This window comes from Arthrobacter sp. UYP4 (genome assembly GCF_057291175.1).
The window spans coordinates 27796-45222 of sequence record NZ_JBXAVU010000004.1 but is presented as its reverse complement, the minus strand read 5'-3'; the positions used below and the strand labels follow the sequence as shown (position 1 = coordinate 45222).

The 17427-nt window shown below is 68.6% G+C and carries 16 protein-coding genes; 3 read left to right on the top strand and 13 right to left on the bottom strand.

Annotated features, from left to right (window positions below):
* Positions 1-168: 168 nt before the first annotated feature.
* On the top strand, positions 169-945 hold the full coding sequence (locus AC0Z9V_RS14185; RefSeq protein ID WP_485141903.1) for a GAF domain-containing protein: 777 nt from the start codon (positions 169-171) through the stop codon (positions 943-945).
* A 117-nt stretch (positions 946-1062) separates the two neighbouring features.
* On the opposite strand, the gene AC0Z9V_RS14180 is transcribed toward AC0Z9V_RS14185, so the two are convergent.
* Together AC0Z9V_RS14180 and AC0Z9V_RS14175 are read right to left on the bottom strand one after the other, a co-directional pair.
* Positions 1063-1833 (bottom strand): GAF and ANTAR domain-containing protein, encoded by a 771-nt coding sequence (locus AC0Z9V_RS14180; protein ID WP_485141902.1) that lies wholly within the window; start codon positions 1831-1833, stop codon positions 1063-1065.
* 978 nt (positions 1834-2811) lie between these two features.
* Positions 2812-4041, bottom strand: coding sequence for an epoxide hydrolase family protein (locus AC0Z9V_RS14175; RefSeq protein WP_485141901.1), 1230 nt, complete (start codon positions 4039-4041; stop codon positions 2812-2814).
* Between the two features lie 81 nt (positions 4042-4122).
* Here AC0Z9V_RS14175 and AC0Z9V_RS14170 point away from each other — a divergent pair, with 81 nt between their 5' ends.
* Together AC0Z9V_RS14170 and AC0Z9V_RS14165 are read left to right on the top strand one after the other, a co-directional pair.
* Positions 4123-4725, top strand: a complete 603-nt coding sequence (locus AC0Z9V_RS14170) for a MarR family winged helix-turn-helix transcriptional regulator (RefSeq protein WP_208740165.1) — start codon at positions 4123-4125, stop codon at positions 4723-4725.
* Positions 4722-5639, top strand: coding sequence for an NmrA family NAD(P)-binding protein (locus AC0Z9V_RS14165; protein WP_485141900.1), 918 nt, complete (start codon positions 4722-4724; stop codon positions 5637-5639). Before AC0Z9V_RS14170 ends, AC0Z9V_RS14165 begins: the two co-directional genes overlap by 4 nt.
* A gap of 75 nt (positions 5640-5714) precedes the next feature.
* On the opposite strand, the gene AC0Z9V_RS14160 is transcribed toward AC0Z9V_RS14165, so the two are convergent.
* The 11 genes from AC0Z9V_RS14160 to AC0Z9V_RS14110 all read right to left on the bottom strand — a co-directional run bounded on the left by AC0Z9V_RS14160 (position 5715) and on the right by AC0Z9V_RS14110 (position 17387).
* The gene (locus AC0Z9V_RS14160) at positions 5715-6611 is read right to left on the bottom strand and encodes an NAD(P)-binding domain-containing protein (protein ID WP_133079896.1); all 897 of its coding nucleotides are present in this window, start codon (positions 6609-6611) and stop codon (positions 5715-5717) included.
* A gap of 42 nt (positions 6612-6653) precedes the next feature.
* The gene (locus AC0Z9V_RS14155; RefSeq protein ID WP_485141899.1) at positions 6654-8132 is read right to left on the bottom strand and encodes a four-carbon acid sugar kinase family protein; all 1479 of its coding nucleotides are present in this window, start codon (positions 8130-8132) and stop codon (positions 6654-6656) included.
* A gap of 101 nt (positions 8133-8233) precedes the next feature.
* Positions 8234-9613 (bottom strand): MFS transporter, encoded by a 1380-nt coding sequence (locus tag AC0Z9V_RS14150; RefSeq protein ID WP_133079894.1) that lies wholly within the window; start codon positions 9611-9613, stop codon positions 8234-8236.
* Between the two features lie 142 nt (positions 9614-9755).
* Entirely contained in the window at positions 9756-10526 is a 771-nt protein-coding gene (locus AC0Z9V_RS14145) for an SDR family NAD(P)-dependent oxidoreductase (RefSeq protein ID WP_133079893.1), read from the bottom strand.
* Positions 10527-10544: 18 nt separating this feature from the next.
* Positions 10545-11498, bottom strand: coding sequence for a 3-hydroxyacyl-CoA dehydrogenase family protein (locus AC0Z9V_RS14140; protein ID WP_485141898.1), 954 nt, complete (start codon positions 11496-11498; stop codon positions 10545-10547).
* Positions 11495-12439, bottom strand: coding sequence for a sugar phosphate isomerase/epimerase family protein (locus tag AC0Z9V_RS14135; RefSeq protein WP_133079891.1), 945 nt, complete (start codon positions 12437-12439; stop codon positions 11495-11497). The genes AC0Z9V_RS14140 and AC0Z9V_RS14135 overlap by 4 nt, the downstream gene beginning before the upstream one ends.
* Before the next feature lie 103 nt (positions 12440-12542).
* Entirely contained in the window at positions 12543-13259 is a 717-nt protein-coding gene (locus tag AC0Z9V_RS14130) for a GntR family transcriptional regulator (RefSeq protein WP_133079890.1), read from the bottom strand.
* The gene (locus AC0Z9V_RS14125; RefSeq protein ID WP_485141897.1) at positions 13240-14028 is read right to left on the bottom strand and encodes a triose-phosphate isomerase family protein; all 789 of its coding nucleotides are present in this window, start codon (positions 14026-14028) and stop codon (positions 13240-13242) included. The genes AC0Z9V_RS14130 and AC0Z9V_RS14125 overlap by 20 nt, the downstream gene beginning before the upstream one ends.
* A gap of 7 nt (positions 14029-14035) precedes the next feature.
* Entirely contained in the window at positions 14036-14491 is a 456-nt protein-coding gene (locus AC0Z9V_RS14120) for a ribose-5-phosphate isomerase (protein ID WP_485141896.1), read from the bottom strand.
* Between the two features lie 8 nt (positions 14492-14499).
* Entirely contained in the window at positions 14500-16242 is a 1743-nt protein-coding gene (locus AC0Z9V_RS14115) for a dihydroxyacetone kinase family protein (RefSeq protein ID WP_459269451.1), read from the bottom strand.
* Positions 16243-16355: 113 nt separating this feature from the next.
* Complete coding sequence (locus AC0Z9V_RS14110) at positions 16356-17387, bottom strand: LacI family DNA-binding transcriptional regulator (protein ID WP_208739834.1); 1032 nt, start codon at positions 17385-17387, stop codon at positions 16356-16358.
* Between the last annotated feature and the right edge of the window lie 40 nt (positions 17388-17427).

Below are 17427 nucleotides of genomic sequence, written 5' to 3'. Positions count from 1 at the left end.
AGAGGCGCAAAAAAGGACGAGCAGTCCGGCGAGGAGCAAAGTGTGCACTACGGTGGAATAGGTAAGTAGGCTGATGATCGGCCGGGGCTTTTATCGATGTGATCGGGCCACTGCCTCGGATGCAGCATGTGGGACTCGGTAGTGGGGACGGTCGGGCTCGGAGGTCCAATGAACGGCCAGATACAGATCAGGCTGACGACGCTCGCCCTGGCGAGATCGCATTGCACGGTGAGTGAGCTGTGGGTGAAGTACTACGCCCTGGGCGGCAGCGTCTCCCAGTTCGAGGTCCAGGCCTACCTCGGCGGACTGCTCGTCCTGCATGGAAGTGAGCGGAACATTCTCGCCGATGCCATGAACGAGCTCCTCGAACACACGCCGGTGGACATCCGTGTTCCCCGCAGCGAGGAGGACGAACCTGCCGAAACATCCGGGGACTCCAAGCGGTCCCTGGGCGCCCTGGGTGCGTTCCTGTTCACGGCGGAGGAAGCCGAGCAGGAACGCCTCGACGCCGTCACCCGGACGGACCTGTTGGACTCACCAGGGGAGGCGCGCTTCGACCGGTACACGCAGCAGGCCAGGGATTATTTCCAGGTCAGCTCCTCCATCGTGGCCCTGATCGATGATCACAGGATGTTCCTGAAGTCTGTCCTCGGACCCATCGAGCAGAACCTGCCGAGGGAGATCACGTTCTGCAATGCGACCATCCGTAATGCGGGACCGCTGATCGTCCCGGACGCGCTCGAGGACGGCCGATTCAGCGCGAATCCCCTGGTGGTCGGGGAGCCGTTCATCCGCTTCTACGCCGGCTACCCGCTGCGCGGTCCGGGCGGATGGACCGTCGGGACCCTGTGCGTCATCGATCAGCACCCCCGTAGCTTCTCGGCGCAGGACGGGCGGTTCCTGCGCAGGATCGCCCGCCTCGTCGAAGACGAGATCAACGCCTGACCACCACGCAACACGGATCTCACATCGTCCATACCCCTGCCGCCTTGCCTCTGGGCCCTTCCGTGGCAGGTGCGTCGGGCATCTGTCGAGCGGCCCGCCGGGAGGTGCAGGCCAGGATCAGGACTCGAAGTGCGTGGTGACGGGTTCGTGCTGTCCGAGCGAGGCGAGGATGTCGACGGACAGGTCGCGGAGCTTCACGTTCCGGTTCGAGGAAGCGCGGCGCAGGATCGCGGTCGCTTCTTTCTGTCCGCACCGGTTCTGAGCCATGATCGCCCCGATAGCCATGTCGATACTGGTCCGGGACTCCATGGCCACCCGCATGTTCGCTGCCGCATCCGTGAGCTTCGCGACCCGCACCGCCAGACGCAGGGACTGGGACACATCCCGGGCGAAACCCTCGGCGACACGAATGCCCTTGTCATCGAAGGTTCCGGGTTCCGTGGAGTAGAAGTCCAGGCCGGCGCTCGCACCCTCATCCAGACGTATCGGTATCCCGAGTGCTGATCGCAGCCCGTGCGCTGCGATCGCTTCGCGGTACTCCGGGAACCGGGTCTCGGTGAGAAAATCCGGAATGTGGACCGTCACGCCCTCACGGGCTGCACGCAGACACGGTCCGTCGTCGAATCCGTACTGCACCTCATCAACCTGCTGGGCCCTGGCACTGCTGCTGGCCACGGTGGTCATGGATCGGGGCTGCAAAAGCGTGATCCCGCAGAAAATGTCCCCGTAGCGCCCTGTGAAAGCCTCCGCAGCGACACTGACGAGCCCGGTCAGGAACTCCTGGACGTCATCGCTCTCGAGCACCATGTTCTGCAGCTGAGCGGTGATGGTGTCCCGCTCGGCCTCACGGGCCAGTTCGTTCTCGTCCGGCATCAATTCCTCATCCACGTATCGGTCGGTAGAAAAGGCTCGCTGCTGAACCAGTGGCCACCTCAAGCGCTCATCGAATGCTACGGCAATCGCACCGAAGCCCATCTCCACGATGCCTCAAGCGCCCTCAGCGACGGCCGCAGAACCCGCCGTCCGCGTCCTTGTCATTGCCGGCTGCGCGACAGTGCGCCCTGGTATGTCGACCCTGGCCGTCTCCGCGACGAACGCCAGACGTGCCGCGCCGATCATGACAGCTGAGGTGAAGCCGTGAGGGAGGGTGCGTGCAAGGGGAGGCCTTCAGGAGTGCTGTGGAGTGCTGTGGAGTGCTTCAGTCAGTAGCTGCGGCAGCAACTGGACGCCCTGATGACGGATGAACAGGGGGGCCATGAGCCACACGCAGATGCAGGCGCCCGACCCACGGCGGCCTCGACCCGCCGCTCGAGCTCGTCGATGAGCATCTGGTACCGGTCATGTGCTCCATATGGCGGGTGATCAGCGTCCATCAGTGCGTACGCCTGGTTCAGCAGGATCCGCAATCGTCGTGTGGACAGCGCTGCGATGTCGGCTGGAGTCAGTTGCTCATCGGTGGGAGCGTCGTCGCGATCCTGCTCGGCTGCAACCCACGCAGTCAGCTGGTCCGTGTCAACGGCACCGGACTGTCCAGGGCGCGCGGATCCCCTGGAGGTTCTGGTGTTCGTGAGAAGCGTGAACTTCGATGCCGAGGTGGTGGTTCCTGATGCGGGATTGTTCAGAAAGTCGGTCATGGCCGTCTCCAGGTGCGATGCACATCCGTGGCCCGTGTCTGGACCTATGTGTGTTGTGAACACTAGACCTGATTCTCGTGGAAGCCACCAGCAGAAGCTGAACATCCGGTGACAGATCCCGATCACAGCTGAACAGAAGAAGTCGAACCTCCAAGGAGGTGTGGCGGATGGGCGACCTCCCAGTGGCGGATCGCTCACCCGCATGATGCGGAGACGCCGCCAACGGGCTGCCCTACCGCAGCGGGCGGAACGTCGCCCGGATGTCGTCGACGAGGAGCTCCGGCTGCTCGAGCAGCGCGAAGTGGCCGCCGTCCGAAACCTCGCTGAAGTGCACCAGGTTCGTGTAGCGTCGTTCGGCCCAGCGGCGTGAACGGCGGACGTACTCGCCGGGCATGATGCTGAGCCCCACGGGAAGCGTGAGCGGCTCCTCGATCGTTCCCGGGTTGGCCCAGCCGTTCCTGCCCGCCTCCCAGTACATGCGGGCCGCCGACGCCGCCGTGTTGGGCAGCCAGTACAGCATGATGTCGTCGATCATCTCGTCGAGGGTGAAGATCGCCTCGGCATCCCCGTGCCGGTCGTGCGAACCTCCGACGTCCTGGAACATCGCGTAGATCCACGCCGCGAGACCGACCGGCGAGTCCGAGAGCGGGTAGCCGATCGTCTGGGGCCGGGTGGACATCTGCTGCGAGTAGGCGGAGAGCGTCTGCCAGTAGTACCCGCCCTCCCGCAGCATCACCTGCTCCTCGTCGGAGGCCGAATGCATCTCCTCGTCGGAGGGCATGAAGAGGGCCATGTTGAGGTGGATGCCGGCGAGCCCGATGTCCTGCGACTGCTGCAGTGCCGCGAGTTCGGCGGTGACGGAGGCGCCGAGGTCACCGCCCTGGGCGAACCAGCGCGTGTACCCGAGACGTTCCATGAGCGCGGCCCAGGCCCTGGCCGTCCGCTGCGTGTCCCAGCCGGTCCCGGTGGGCTTCCCGGAGAACCCGAATCCCGGCAGGCTCGGGATGACGACGTCGAACGCGTCCGAGGCATTGCCGCCATGCGCTTCCGGGTCGGTCAGCGGCCCGACGACGTGCCGGAACTCCAGGACCGATCCTGGCCAGCCATGCGTGAGCAGCAACGCAGGAGCCCCGGGCACCGAGGACCGGACATGCACGAAGTGGATGTCGAGCCCGTCGATCGTGGTGGTGAACTGGCCCCACGCGTTGAGCAGCGCCTCGGTGCGGCGCCAGTCGTACGCGGAGGCCCAGCGGTGGGCCAGCGCCTGGAGCTTCTCCAGCCGCGGTCCCTGGGATGTGTCCGCCACGGTCTCGCGGTCCGGCCATCGGGCGGACCGGATACGCCGGCGGAGGTCATCGAGATCGGCGTCCGGGACGTGCAGGTTGAAGGGGCGGACGTCCGTCGGATCGCTGGAATGTTCCACGGACGGGAGGTCCGATACGGAGGAGTGTGCGTGGGGCATGGCGACCTTCGGGCAGGGGGCGGACGAGCCGACCGGTGATCGTCTATAAGTGAGATCATATTTCCTTGCTACTATTGCCTCATGCCCGCTGCTCCTGTCCCCGACCCTCTCGATCCCTCAGGCGTCGACTGGGAGGCCGGAGGCATCCGGACGGAACTCGGCTGGTCCCTCCAGGCGATGTCGCAGGGTTTCTCGCGCATCGCGACGGGCGCCGTCGCCGACGTGCCCGGCGGTCCGCGCGGCTACCAGGTCCTCGTGGCGATCACCACAGAGGATCCGACCTCGCAGCTCGTCCTGGCACAGCGGCTCGGTATCGACAAGACCGCGATGACCTACGTCGTCGACGCCCTCGAACGCGAGTCCCTCGTCGAACGCCGACCGGATCCGCAGGACCGCCGGATCCGCCAGGTCCTGCCCACCGCCCACGGCCGTGCCCTCCTCGCCTCGGCCCGGGCAGCCCTCCGCGAGGTCGAGGGCGTACTCCTGCGCGGACTCACCGCAGACGAGCAGTCGCATCTCCGCCGGCTCATGGCACGCGTCGCGCTCGACGCCGGTGACGCCGAATCGTGCATCGGGTCGCCGGCGGGAGCCGAGCAGCCGGTGGTCGCGCCTGACTCCCCACCCCCTCGACGTCGGACCGACGTCCGTGACAGCGCCCCCACAGAGAAGAGCACCCCGTCATGACCACCCTCCTCGTCGCCGGCGCCACCGGTGACCTCGGTCGCCGGATCGTCCGCGAACTGCTCGCCGCGCATCCCGAAGCCCTCGTGCGCGTCCTCACCCGTCCGGGCAGCGGGACCGCCCAGGCCCTGTTCGGGGAGCAGGACCGCGTGGAGGTCCGGGAGGCCGCCTACACGGATCACGCGGGCCTCGTCGCCGCCCTCTCCGGTACCGACGTCGTCGTGTCCGCTGTCAGCGGCGCGCGGACGGTGGTCCTCGATGCCCAGCGGGCGCTGCTCGCCGCGGCCGTCGAGGCGGGCGTGGCACGGTTCGTCCCCTCCGACTACTCGGCGGACTACCGCCGCGTCAGCCCGGGCAGCAACCGCAACTTCGAGCTGCGCAGGGACTTCGCCGCGTACCTCGATGCGGCTCCGATCCGCGCCACGTCCGTCCTGAACGGCGCCTTCGCGGACATGCTGACAGGGCAGGCTCCGATGATCCTCTTCGCCCGTCGCAGGGTGCTCTACTGGTCCTCGCCAGACCAGGTGCTGGACTTCACCAGCAAGGACGACGTCGCCCGGACCGTCGCGCACGTCGCGCTGGACGACGCCGCGCCCCGTGTCGTCGAGGTGGCGGGGGACCGCGTCACGGCACGGGACATCGCGCGGATCATGACAGGACTCACCGGTACCCCGTTCACCACGCAGTGGGCCGGTACCACGGGGATCCTGTCCGGCATGGCCAGGATCGGCCGTCGCGTGTCGAGGGACGAGGAGGCGACCTTCCCGGCATGGCAGGGCATGCAGTACTTCGTCAGCATGTTCAGCGGTGAGGCCGAGCTGCGGCACGTGGACAACGATCGCTACGGACCGCAGGCCTGGACGGGCGTCCGCGACGTCCTCGAGGCGCACGTCGAGGGCACCGGCACCAGAGGCTGACCGCGGCGCCGGCGAACGGGGTAGGGCCGCCCGTGTTCGTACAGGTGCCGGGAAGCGTGGAGTGCGGGCAGTTCCTCAGGGGCGTCTGGCGGGAGCGATCACCCGGATCACCGCCGAGTCGTCCTCTGCGGCGAGGCCCTGCGCCTGTCCCAGCAGGTAGAGCTGCTCCGCGGCCGAGGCGACCGGAGAAGCGAGGCCCGCGGCACGGGTGGCCTTGCCGACGATACCCATGTCCTTGACGAAGATGTCGAGGCGGCTGAGTACCTCCGCTCCCTCCTCCGAGTAGGCCTCCAGCATCCGCGGTCCGCGGTTCGAGAGCATGAAGGATCCGGCCGCCCCGGCCTGGAGGGCGGCGAGGGTCTTGGCGGGGTCCAGGCCCAGGGCGTCGGCGAGGGCCATCGCTTCGGCCGCGGCCGCGATGTGCACGCCGCACAGCAGTTGGTTGACGGTCTTGAGCGCCTGCCCGTCCCCGGGGTTGTCCCCGACCACGGTCAGGGTGGACGCCAGGAGGTCCAGGACCGGACGGGCTTTCTCGAGGGCAACGGGTTCGGCCCCCACCACGATCAGGAGGTCCCCCTCGCCGGCGCGCTTCGGCCCCCCGGAGAGGGGTGCGTCGACCAGGGCGACGCCGTGGTCCGCGAGGCGTGCGACGGTGGCCGGGATCGCGTCGGTCCCGACGGTGCTGGTGAGGACGACGACGGCGCCCTCCCTCAGCACGGGAGCCACCCCCTGGTCGCCGAACAGGACATCGTCGAGCTGTTCGCCGTTGCGGACCGCGAGGAGCAGCGCGTCCGTGCCCGTCGCCGCCTCCTGTGCCGAGGCGAAGGTGCGGATCCCGGCCTCGCGTGCCAGCACGAGCCTCGGCTCCGCGATATCGAAGCCGTGGACCGTGAGGCCCGTGGCGAGGCGGGTGGCCATCGGCAGGCCCATGGCGCCGAGGCCGAGGACTGTGACGGAGTAGCTGTCGTTCATGGGGATCGCCGTCCAATGCTGGGTAGGAGCTGCGGGGAGGTGTCAGAAGGTGGAGCTGAGTTTCCTCGTGACGTCGGCGAGGGAGGAATCGTCCCCCACGTTGCCGGCGAAGACGACGAACGGGATGCCCTTCGCGGGCCCGTCCACCGGCTCCCACAGGCTCACGATGCCCGGGAGCATCGGGCCCCGGACCATGGCGTGCCTGATCTGCAGGCCGTGCGCGGCGACGTCCGAGGAGGTGATTCCTCCCTTGGCGATCACGAAGCGGGGCGGGAACAGTCCGAGGGTGCGGTTCACGACGGTGACGACGGCGGCCGAGACCGTCCGTGCGATCCGGAGGCTGGCGGCGGCGTCGCTGGTCCGTACCAGCAGTCTGCTCGTGTGGAGGATGACGTCACCGTGCGTGAGCCGGTCGACGACGTCCTCGACGATCCCGTCGAGGTGGCCGGCCGCGCGCTCGTCGAGGAGTTGCTCGACGTCGATCTCGATGGTGTGCGCGTGCTGGTGCTGCTCGGTGAGGATGCCGAGTTGCCGGGTGGTGACCCCCACATGTGAGCCGACCACGATCAGCCCGCCGGCGGTCGATGGCTCGTTGCCGGCATAGGCCTCGGAGCCGGTGAGTTCGGCACGGATCTCCTGGCCGATCCGCGCCCGCATGAAGGGCGGCCCGACACGGTACAGGAGCTTCTTCCCGCGGCGTTCGGCTTCCTCCAGACCGAGCGCGAGGGCACGGAGGTCGTTCTCGGTCACGACGTCGGCGACGATCGGTGTCGCTCCGGTCGCATCGGCGACGGCATCCGCGATGGCACGGGCCGACGCGGGAGCGCCGCCACCCGTGCTGCCCGCGCGGATGATGCCGAGGTCCAGGACGATCACGGACGCCGCCGGGACACGTCCGCCGGTCTTCTCCTCGACGTACTGCGCGAGGGAGGCGTTCCGGTAGCCGAAGGTGGCGTCACGGGCGAACTCCGTGTCGGACACGGGGACGAGCTGGTCCTCGCCGAGTTCCGGCGCACGCACGTAGTGCACGCCGCCGATCGTGATCCGTCCGGCGTCCGGGAAAGCCGGGACGATCACGACGCCGTCGGTGGACTCGCCCGTGGCGTCGAGGACGGTCGCGGCGATCGTGTCGGGTTCGAGGGGGAAGTGTCCGCGGAGCGTGGAGTCGCCACGGCTCACGAAGCCGAGTCGCAGGGCGGAGGCTTCCGCCGCCGCTGCGGCGAGGGCGTTCCGGACGATCTCCTCGTTCCGGGCCGCCGCCTCCGGTGCGTCGAGGCTGCGGGTGTTCGTGAGCACGTACACGGCCGGCTTCCCCTGACGGAAGGCCCAGGAGAAGTCCTCGGTCTCCCACCGGGTCAGGACGGGGAGGTCCGCGACGGACTGCGTCCCGGTCGGGTCGTCGTCGAGGACGACGAAGATCCGCGGCGGGCGCCCGGCGGACCGGACGGCTGCCGCTACCTCTCCCGCGGAGATGGGCGCGTCCGGCGGGTAGTCGGACAGCAGGTGCGTTTCAGTGGGCATGCAGCGCTCCGTGATGCGGTGGGTGGACGCCTGGGCGGCAGTTGGGGGACGTGCCGGTGGCGGTGCGGAGGATCGTCGTACCGCCACCGGTGGTCGCCCCGTCAGTGGCCGGGTGCTGCCGCCGTCTTCTCCTCGGCTGCCAGCAGGGCATCCGAGCGGGACCGCATGTTGCGGGTCAGGATGAACATCACCGCGGCCAGGAAGGCGAAGACGCCTACCGAGATGGTGCCGTAGAGCCCCGTCTCGGTCGTGAAGCGTTCATCGATCGCGGTGCGCATGATCGGGGCCACGAACCCACCGAGGTTGCCCAGCGAGTTGATCAGCCCGATGCCCGCTGCCGCTGCCGTTCCGGTGAGGAACGCCGTCGGATAGGACCAGGTGATGGGGCCGCAGGCCAGGAAGCTGGAGACCGAGACCACGAGGAAGGCGATCGCCAGGACGGGCATCCCGTTCTCGCCGGCGAAGGCGGCACCGATGGTGGCCAGGCCGGTCGAGGTGTAGAACATGGTGCCCCACGTGCGGCGACGCCGGATGGTGTTGGCGTTCTTGCCCACGATGTAGCAGACGAACAGGCCGACGAACCAGGGGATGGCCGAGATGAGGCCGATCTGCCAGAACTCGGCGTCCGGGCTGATGATGCGCCGGACCTGCTGCGGGAGGTAGAACGTGGTGCCGTAGACCGCGACCTGGAGGCAGAAGTAGATGACGGTGAAGTACCAGACCTTCCAGTTGCCCATGGCCCGCATGATGCCGGAGGGCCCGTCCGTACTGCGGACCTCGTCCTCCGCTTCCATGACCCTGAGCAGTGCGCGCTTCTCGTCCTTGTCCAGCCACTTCGCCTTCTGCGGACTGTCGATCAGGAAGAAGATGGCGGCGATGCCGGCGATGACGGCCATCATGCCCTCGGTGAAGAACATGACCTGCCAGCCGCGCCACGGGGTGTAGGTGTCCCCGAAGGAGATCAGCGCGCCCGAGATGGGATTGCCGAGCATCTGCGAGAAGGGCTGTGCGAGGTAGAACAGTGCGAACATCTGGACGCGGACCTTGTTGGGGAACCACTCCGAGAGGAACATGATGACGCCCGGGAAGAGCCCGGCCTCGGTCACGCCGAGCAGGAATCGCAGGATGATGAACATGGTGTCGCCGGACGTGAAGGCGAAGGCCGCGGCGACGATGCCCCAGGTCACTGCGATCCGGGCCAGCCACCAGCGTGCCCCGAACTTCTTGAGCAGCAGGTTGGACGGGATCTCGAAGATCGCGTAGCCGATGAAGAAGATGCCGGCACCGAGGGCGAACGCTCCGGCGCTGATGCCGCGGTCCATCTCGAGGGCATCCTCGGCGTAGCCCACGTTCGTGCGGTCCAGGAACGCGACGAAGTACAGGATGATGAGCATCGGCATCAGGTGCCGTGCAGCTTTCTTGACGGCGGAGGCAAGCGCGGGGCTGTCCAGGTCGTCTTTGACCGCGTCCGTAGCGGACATGGGACTCTCCTTAGTGCGGTTGTTGTGGTGGTGGTGTGCGGCTCAGCCCACGAGTGACGGGAAGATGAGCCAGGCCCCGATACCGACGAGGATGATGCCGACGGCGAGGAACAGGATGCGGGATTTCGACCAGTCGCCCATGTCAGTGCATGTAGAGTCCGCCGTCGACGTTCAGGGTCTGGCCCGTCACGAATCCGGCGTCCTCGCTGATGAGGTAGGCGATGGCTGCTGCGATGTCCCGGGGGGTGCCGATGCGCGGAAGGACGCCGTCGGCCGCCATGGCGGCCTTCCGTTCCTCCGTGAGCGTGCCACCCATGATGTCCGTGTCGATGGGACCGGGCGAGATGGCGTTGACGGTGATGCCCGCCCCGCCCAGTTCACGTGCCACGGAGCGCGTGAAACCGATGACGCCGGCCTTCGCCGCGGAGTAGACGGTCTTGGAGAACGTCCCGCCACCGCGCTGCGCGGACACCGAGGACAGGTTGACCACGCGCCCGACGCCGTGCCCGACCATGGACTCGACGGCTCGCCGGGTGGCGTAGTGGACGCCGTTCATGTTGATGCCCATGACGCGGTTCCACTCCTCGGGAGTGACCTCGAGGTACGGCACGGGGCTGGAGACGCCGGCGAGGTTCACCAGGGCGACGACCTGCGGGAGGGCGGCCTCGAGGCTGTCGAAGGCTGCCCGCACCTCGGATTCGTCCGCCACATTCGCTCCGGCACCGGCGGCCGTGACGCCGTGCTCCTCGGCGATCTCGCGGGCGACCGCCGTGGCCGCCCCGTCGTCGAGGTCGATGATGCCGATGTTCCAGCCGAGGCCGGCGAGGTGGTGCGCGGACGCGCGACCGATACCGCGCGGTGAGGCGGCGCCGGTGAGGATGACCGACCTGGAGTCGGGAAAAGCTGATGCCACGGGAGGATCTCCTTGCGATCAGTGGATGGGTGCAGGACCGAGTTCGTCCATGAGTTTCTTGATGGCCACGTACGCCCTGTTGCGGTAGGCGATCAGCTCCGCGGTGCGTTCGGCCGGGACGTCGAGGTAGCCGGCGCCGGTCTTGGTGCCGAACTTGCCGGCGTCGACGAGTTCCTTCAGGGAATCCGGTGTCGCGAAACGCTCGGGCCAGCGCGTCTGGAGCGACGCGTAGCAGAACGAGTACACGTCGAGGCCGGCCATGTCCGCGATGGCGAAGGGACCGAAGACGGGGAGCCGGAAGCCGAAGGTCGTGCGGACGATCGTGTCGATGTCGTCCGGGGTCGCGATGCCCTCCTCGACGATCTGCGTGGCCTCGTGGAACAGCGCGTACTGGAGCCTGTTCAGCACGAAGCCGGTGGCATCCTTCACCCGCGCCGTCTCCTTGCCGGTGGAGGCGACGATCTCCTCGACCACGGGGATGACGGCGTCGTCCGTGTCCGGGTGCGGGATGAGTTCGACGCCGGGGATGAAGGGTGCGGGGTTCGAGAAGTGGACGCCCAGGAACCGCTCCGGATGCTCCACCGCCTCCGCGAGGGCCGCGATCAGGATGGTGGAGGTGTTCGAGCCGATGATGGCATCGGGTCGGGCCGCCGCGGAGATCCGCCGGAGTGTCTCGTGCTTGATCTCGATGCGCTCCGGCACGGCCTCCTCGATGAATTCGGCGTCGGACACCGCGTCCTCGATCGAGTCGGCGGCCGAGACGTTCGCCTCGATGCGTTCGCGGGCATCCACGGGGAAGAGGCCGTCGGCGGCGAACTGCTCCGCCTCGGTCAACAGGCGCTTGAGGTTGGATTCCGCGATCTCGGCGCTCACGTCCGCGATGCGGACGGTGTGCCCGGCCAGGGCGAGGACCTGGGCGATGCCGCCGCCCATGTAGCCCGATCCGACGACGGCGATTCTCTTCGGTGTCATGCGTCCTTCTTCCCAGGCAGGAGTGAGCGGATGTAGGTCTGGTTGGTGGCGCAGTTGCCGAGGCTGTCCCCGCCGTAGTGTTCACACAGGAAGATGCCGTCGAAGCCGAGCTCGATGGCGTCGCGGATCACCTGGCGGTAGTTGATCAGCCCGGCCTCCATCGAGCTGGGGACGCTCGTCGCCCATGAGCCGTCGGCTGCCTCGTCCCGCGTGTAGTTCTTCACGTGCCAGTAGTTGGCATAGGGGAGGAGCTTCGCGTGGAGTTCGCGCCAGTCCTCCACGGGGCGGTGCAGGCGGATGAGGTTGGCGATGTCGGGATTGATCCCCACGTTGTCGAGGCCGATCTCCTCGACGAGCCGCACGGCGCTGTCACCGGTGCCGAGGTACGTGTCCTCGTACAGCTCCAGGGACATCTTCAGTCCGACGTCGGCCGCATGCCGGCCGAGTTCCCGCAGCCGGGTGACCGCCGCCTGCCATACCTCCGGATCATCCGGGTCCTTCGGCCCCTGCGCCGTCCAGAACCACAGCGCGCGCCGCTGCGCCTCGCTGAAGGGCTGGTGGAGTCCGGTGGAGAAGACCTCCATGCCCCACTCGGCCGCCGCGTCGATCGTCCGGTGGGCGTAGGCGAGATTGCGCTCCTCGTGGCCCGGCATGATCACGCTCTGCCGCTGCAGGTGGACCGACGGGATCCGGACGCCGTGCGAGGCGGCGATGGACAGGAACTCGTCGCGCCGGGACGGTTCGAGGTCGGCCGGCCGGACGTGGCTGTCGGCGAGCTCGGCCAGCGAGAATCCGACGTGCTCCACCTGGCTGAACATGTCGTCCCAGGCCTCGGGGGCGGCGTCGTGGAGTGCGACTCCCTCCTTGCTCACCGTGGGAATGCCGTGCAGGCAGGTGGCGATCGGCCAGTCCTGCGCCGAGAAGGCGGGGTGCAGAGACATCTTCTTGCTCCATTGCAATCGGGGATACCGGGGAAGAGGAAAGATCCTATAGGAAATATAGACGCAGGTTCCCGGCTCTGCAAGGCTTTTCGGAACAGGCGCTTCAGCTCGGGGGCGAGTCGCTCAGGGAGCGGGCACGGACGCCCTCGATGTGGGCCCGCAGGGCCCGGACGGGTGCTTCGGCGTCTTCAGAAGCGAAGGCGTCCAGGATTGCGGCGTGCTCCGCGGCCGCTTCGGAGACATCGCTCGTCCCCCTGATGACGGCCTGCCGCATCCGGTGGGTCAGCGCTCCCAGGTTGGCGTACATGTCCTGGACGTAGCGGTTGCCCGCGGCGTCGAGGACGACCAGGTGGAAGGCGTTGTCGGCGTCGAAATAGTCGTGGATGGTCCGGATCGGGACGTCACCCCTCAGCATCGCGGCGGTGACCCGCTCACCCATCTCGTGGTGGTGCTCGTGTGCCTGGCGCAGGGCGGGCAGGAAGGAGGCAGCACGTGGTGCTGCGAGCCGGGCGGCCTCGACCTCGAGCATGATCCGCGCCTCGAACAGCTCGTCGAGCTGCTCGGGGCCGAGGGGAGGAGCGACGCGGTACCCCTTGAGCGCCTCCCGGGTCACGAGTCCGGTGCGTTCGAGCTGGACCATGGCCTCCCTGACGGGCGTCGGCGAGACCTTGAGTTGCTTGGCGACGGTGTCGATCGACAGTCTCGCCCCTGGTTCCATCTCGCTCGACAGGAGGATGTCCAGGATCCGGTCGTACACGCGGTCCCGCAGGCCGCGCCGGTCGATGTCCGGAGCCGGTTGGTCAGAGTGCGCTGCTGTCATCACCGAACCCAATCTCCCATGCCTCGTCCAGGATATCCGCGAACGCGGCCGGATCATGGGCGAATCGGCCGAGGAACATGCCGTCGACATCGGGAGCGATGCGCCCCAGCAGCCCGGGGCCGGCACTGCCGCCGTAGATCACCCGTGGCTCCTGCACCAGTCCGTCGTCGCGCAGGTGTGCACGGAGGGCGCCGGTGACGGCCCGTATGTGGGTGTCGGGTGCCGGAACGGACTTGCCGATCGCCCAGACGGGCTCGTAGGCCACGATCACCTGCCCGCCGGTCCCGTCGCGGCGCGCGGCCGCGAGGCACGCCTCGAGCTGTTGCACGCACGCCCGGATCGCCAAGGAGTGCTCGCCCTGTTCCTCCTCGCCGATGCAGAGGACCGGCACGAGGCCGTGGCGGAGGCTCGCCAGGACCTTCCGGGCCGCGGTGGAGTCCGTCTCGCCGAACATCGACCGCCGCTCCGCGTGGTTGATCTCCACCAGCCGGACGCCGATCTCCGCCAGTTCGGCCGCCGACACCTCGCCGGTGTAGGCGCCGGCATCCTCCCAGTGCACGTCCTGCGCTCCCACGAGCAGACCCCCGGGCACGGCGAGGTCCCGCACGGCGGGGATGGAGGGGAACGTCGGGATGACGAAGGGCTCCACCACGCCCTGCTGGACCGCCGGATGGGTCGAGGCGATCTCGGCCACCCGGCGCGTCCACTCGAGCTGGCGCCGATGGCCGAAGTACATCTTGAGGCTCGAGCCGATGGTGAACCTCGGCATGGGTGCGCTACACGCCCTCGTAGGCGCAGATGTCGTTCACCTTCGCCTGGGACGCACTCGAGGTGTCGAACGTGTAGGTCAGCCATTCCCGGACGAGCCGGCGGGCGAGTTCGCTGCCGATGACGCGCTGGCCCATGCAGAGCACCTGGCAGTCGTTGGACAGGACGGACCGCTCCACGGACAGGGGATCGTGGGCCGTGGCGGCGCGGATGCCCTGCACCTTGTTCGCGGCGATGGCGACGCCGAGGCCGGTTCCGCAGATGAGCAGCGCCCGGTCCGCCTCGCCCCGCGCGACGCGCTCGGCGGCCTCGATCGCGATCTTCGGATAGGACGTGTGCCCGTCCTCGCCCACGCCGACGTCGACCACCGACTCGACGAGGTCGTTCTGTTCGAGATCCCGCTTGAGGATCTCCTTGTACTGGTATCCCGCGTCGTCGCAGCCGACGATCAGCCTGAGTGCCATGTTTCCTCCTAGTGGTCGTCCGGGCGGGCGCCCGGTGCGTTACGGATGACGTCCGAGACGGTGGTGCAGATCAGCGCGAAGGACACCGCGCCGGGGTCCGGCGTCCCGACGGACTTCTCGCCGTGGGACCGCGCGCGCCCCAGGGTGGCGCGCATCGACGCCGTGGCCTCCGCCGCTGCCGTGGCCGCGGCGGCTGCTCCCGCCCACGCCTCGGCGAGCCCGGATCCGTCGCCCACCCGTGTCGAGAGTTCATCGGAGAAGGGGACGACGGCGTCGACCATGGTCTTGTCGCCGACCTTCGCCTTTCCGAAGGCCATCACGGCGTCCCTGGCCGCGGAGATCCCGCGTGCGAGGTCCTTCGGGGTGGGGCGCGCGTCGTCGCCGACCACGGTTCCGAGCGCCTTGAGCATCGTCGCCCAGATGGCGCCCGAGGTGCCACCGGCGCGGTCGCTCCAGGCGTTGGCCGCGTGACGCAGGGCCGTCTCGGCGCCGGCACCCTGCTCGACGGCGGCTCGAGCCGCGTCCCGGCCGGCATGGGCGCCGCGCTGCATGCCGATCCCGTGGTCGCCGTCGCCCGCCACCTGGTCGAGGCGGCCGAGTTCGTCGGCGTGCTCGTCCACCGTGCGTGCGAGCGCCTCGAGGGCCGTGACGATGGTCGCCGCGCAGGCGCGGGACTCGGCCGTGGAGCTTCCGATGACCTCCTCGGCGTCGTCCTTCACCACCGCGTCGAAGCGCTGCTGGTCGCCCACCTGTCCGCGCCGGAAGCCGGGGGTGTCCGCCGGCGCCGTCCAGAGACGTTCGAGCTCCTCGTCGAGCCACAGCAGGGTGAGGGAGCAGCCGGCCATGTCGAAGCTGGTGCACAGCTCGCCGACCTCGGGATCGACGATGCTGATACCCCGCTCAGCGAGGAGTGCGTGCACGGTGCGGTAGACGACGAAGAGTTCCTCGTACTTGACGCTCCCGAGGCCGTTCAGCAGGGGCACGACGCGCGCGCCCGCCAGGTCGACGCCGTCCGGCACCTCCTCGAGGAGACTGCTGACGAACAGTTCGGCGAGGCCCGCCGCCGTCGGGATGTCGACCTCGTCGATGCCGGGCTCCCCGTGGATGCCCAGACCGACGGCCATGCGTCCTGCAGGGACTTCGAAGAGCGGCGCATCGGCGCCGGGGAGGGTGCAGCCGCCGAAGGCGACGCCGAGGGAGCGCGTCCTGTCATTGGCGCGCCGTGCGACACGCTCGACGCCGTCGAGGTCGTAGCCCACCTCGCAGGCTGCACCCGCGACCTTGAACACCGTGAGGTCGCCGGCGATCCCGCGGCGCTTGTGTTCCTCGCCCCGGGGCGCGCTGATGATGTCGTCGGTCACGGTCACCGTCCGGACGTCCATCCCCGCCTCACGCAGTTCGGCCTGTGCCTCGTCGAAGTGCAGGACGTCACCCGCGTAGTTCCCGTAGGACAGGAGGACCCCGCGCCCCTGGTCGGCCGTCCGGGCGACGGTGCGTACCTGGTGGGCCGACGGTGAGGCGAAGAGGTTGCCCATCACCGCCCCGTGCGCCAGGCCCGGGCCCACGAGGCCGCCGAAGGCGGGGTAGTGTCCGCTGCCGCCCCCGATGACCAGGGAGACCGTCGGTTCCGCCGGTCGTCCGACACGCACCACGCCCCCCGGGATCTGCTGGACCCAGCGCGAGGCGGCGGCGGCGAAGCCGTCCATCATCTCGTCGACGAAGTTCTCCGGTTCGTTGAACAGACGCGTCATTGCGATCCCTTCTGAGTTTCGTAGATTCTATAGGATAACCGGAGAATCGGCACCCGTTCCAGACCGTGGCCGTGGCCGTGGCCGTGGCCGGTGCGGCGGCGGTCGGCGAGGCGTCAGGGCCGGAGCGGTGCCGTCGAGGATCGCACGATCAGGTGTGTGGCCAGTTCCATGCGGGTGGCATCGGGCGCCTCCCCGCCCATCTCCCGGAGGAGCGCACGTACCGCGGCGCGGCCCATGTCCCGTAGCGGCTGCGCGACGGTGGTGAGCTGCGGTGAGGACTGCTCGCTGATGTAGGTCCCGTCGAAGCCGACCACGCTCAGTTCGTCGGGGACCGTCATGCCCAGCGAGTGCGCCTCGGCCAGCACTCCCAGCGCGATACTGTCGGAGGCCGCGAAGATGGCGGAGGGCGGGTTGTCCAGGGCGAGGAACCGGGCCAGGGCCTGGCGCCCCGTCTCCGGATCGAAGGCGCCCGCCAGGACGTACTCCTCCGAGATCGGGATACCCCGCTCGAGGAGGGCGGCCACGTACCCGTGCTCGCGGTCCTGGCTGCATTCCGCGCTCGAGTGCCCGCCGATGAACGCGATGCGCGTGTGTCCGAGGCCGAGCAGGTGTTCCGTGGCAGCTTTCCCCCCGGACCAGTTGGTGGCGCCGACGCTCGCCACGCCGGGCCCGGGTGGATTGATGGGGTCGATCACCACCACGGCGATGCCGCGCTTCCTCACGTCCTTGATCTCACGCGGAGACCAGCGCGAGGTGACGAGGAGGAGGCCGCGGCGGCCCGACGCCTGCATCTTCTCGGCCCGCTCGCCGGCCGTGAGGTGCGTGAGCCCCGTCTTCGAGAGGACGATCTCCGCTCCCTGCGCCTCCGCGCACTCGAGGATCCCGTCCATCACCTCCGCGTAGTACGCCGTCGTCACGCTGTCCACGGCGACGTCGATCAGGGTGGAGGCCGGGGGTGCGAGGGCGAGCCGCTGCCCGGGTGGCTGGTACTCGGACGACCGCAGTGCCGCCAGCACGCGCTTCCGGGTGGCCGGTGCGACGTCCTCCCGCCCGTTGATCACCTTGGACACCGTCGGAGTCGAGACTCCGGCGAGGGCGGCGACGGAGGCCAGGGTGGCCCTGGTGCGAACTCCACTTTCCGACAATGTTTCGAAATCCTTCCCGGAGCACATCCGGCCCCCTCCT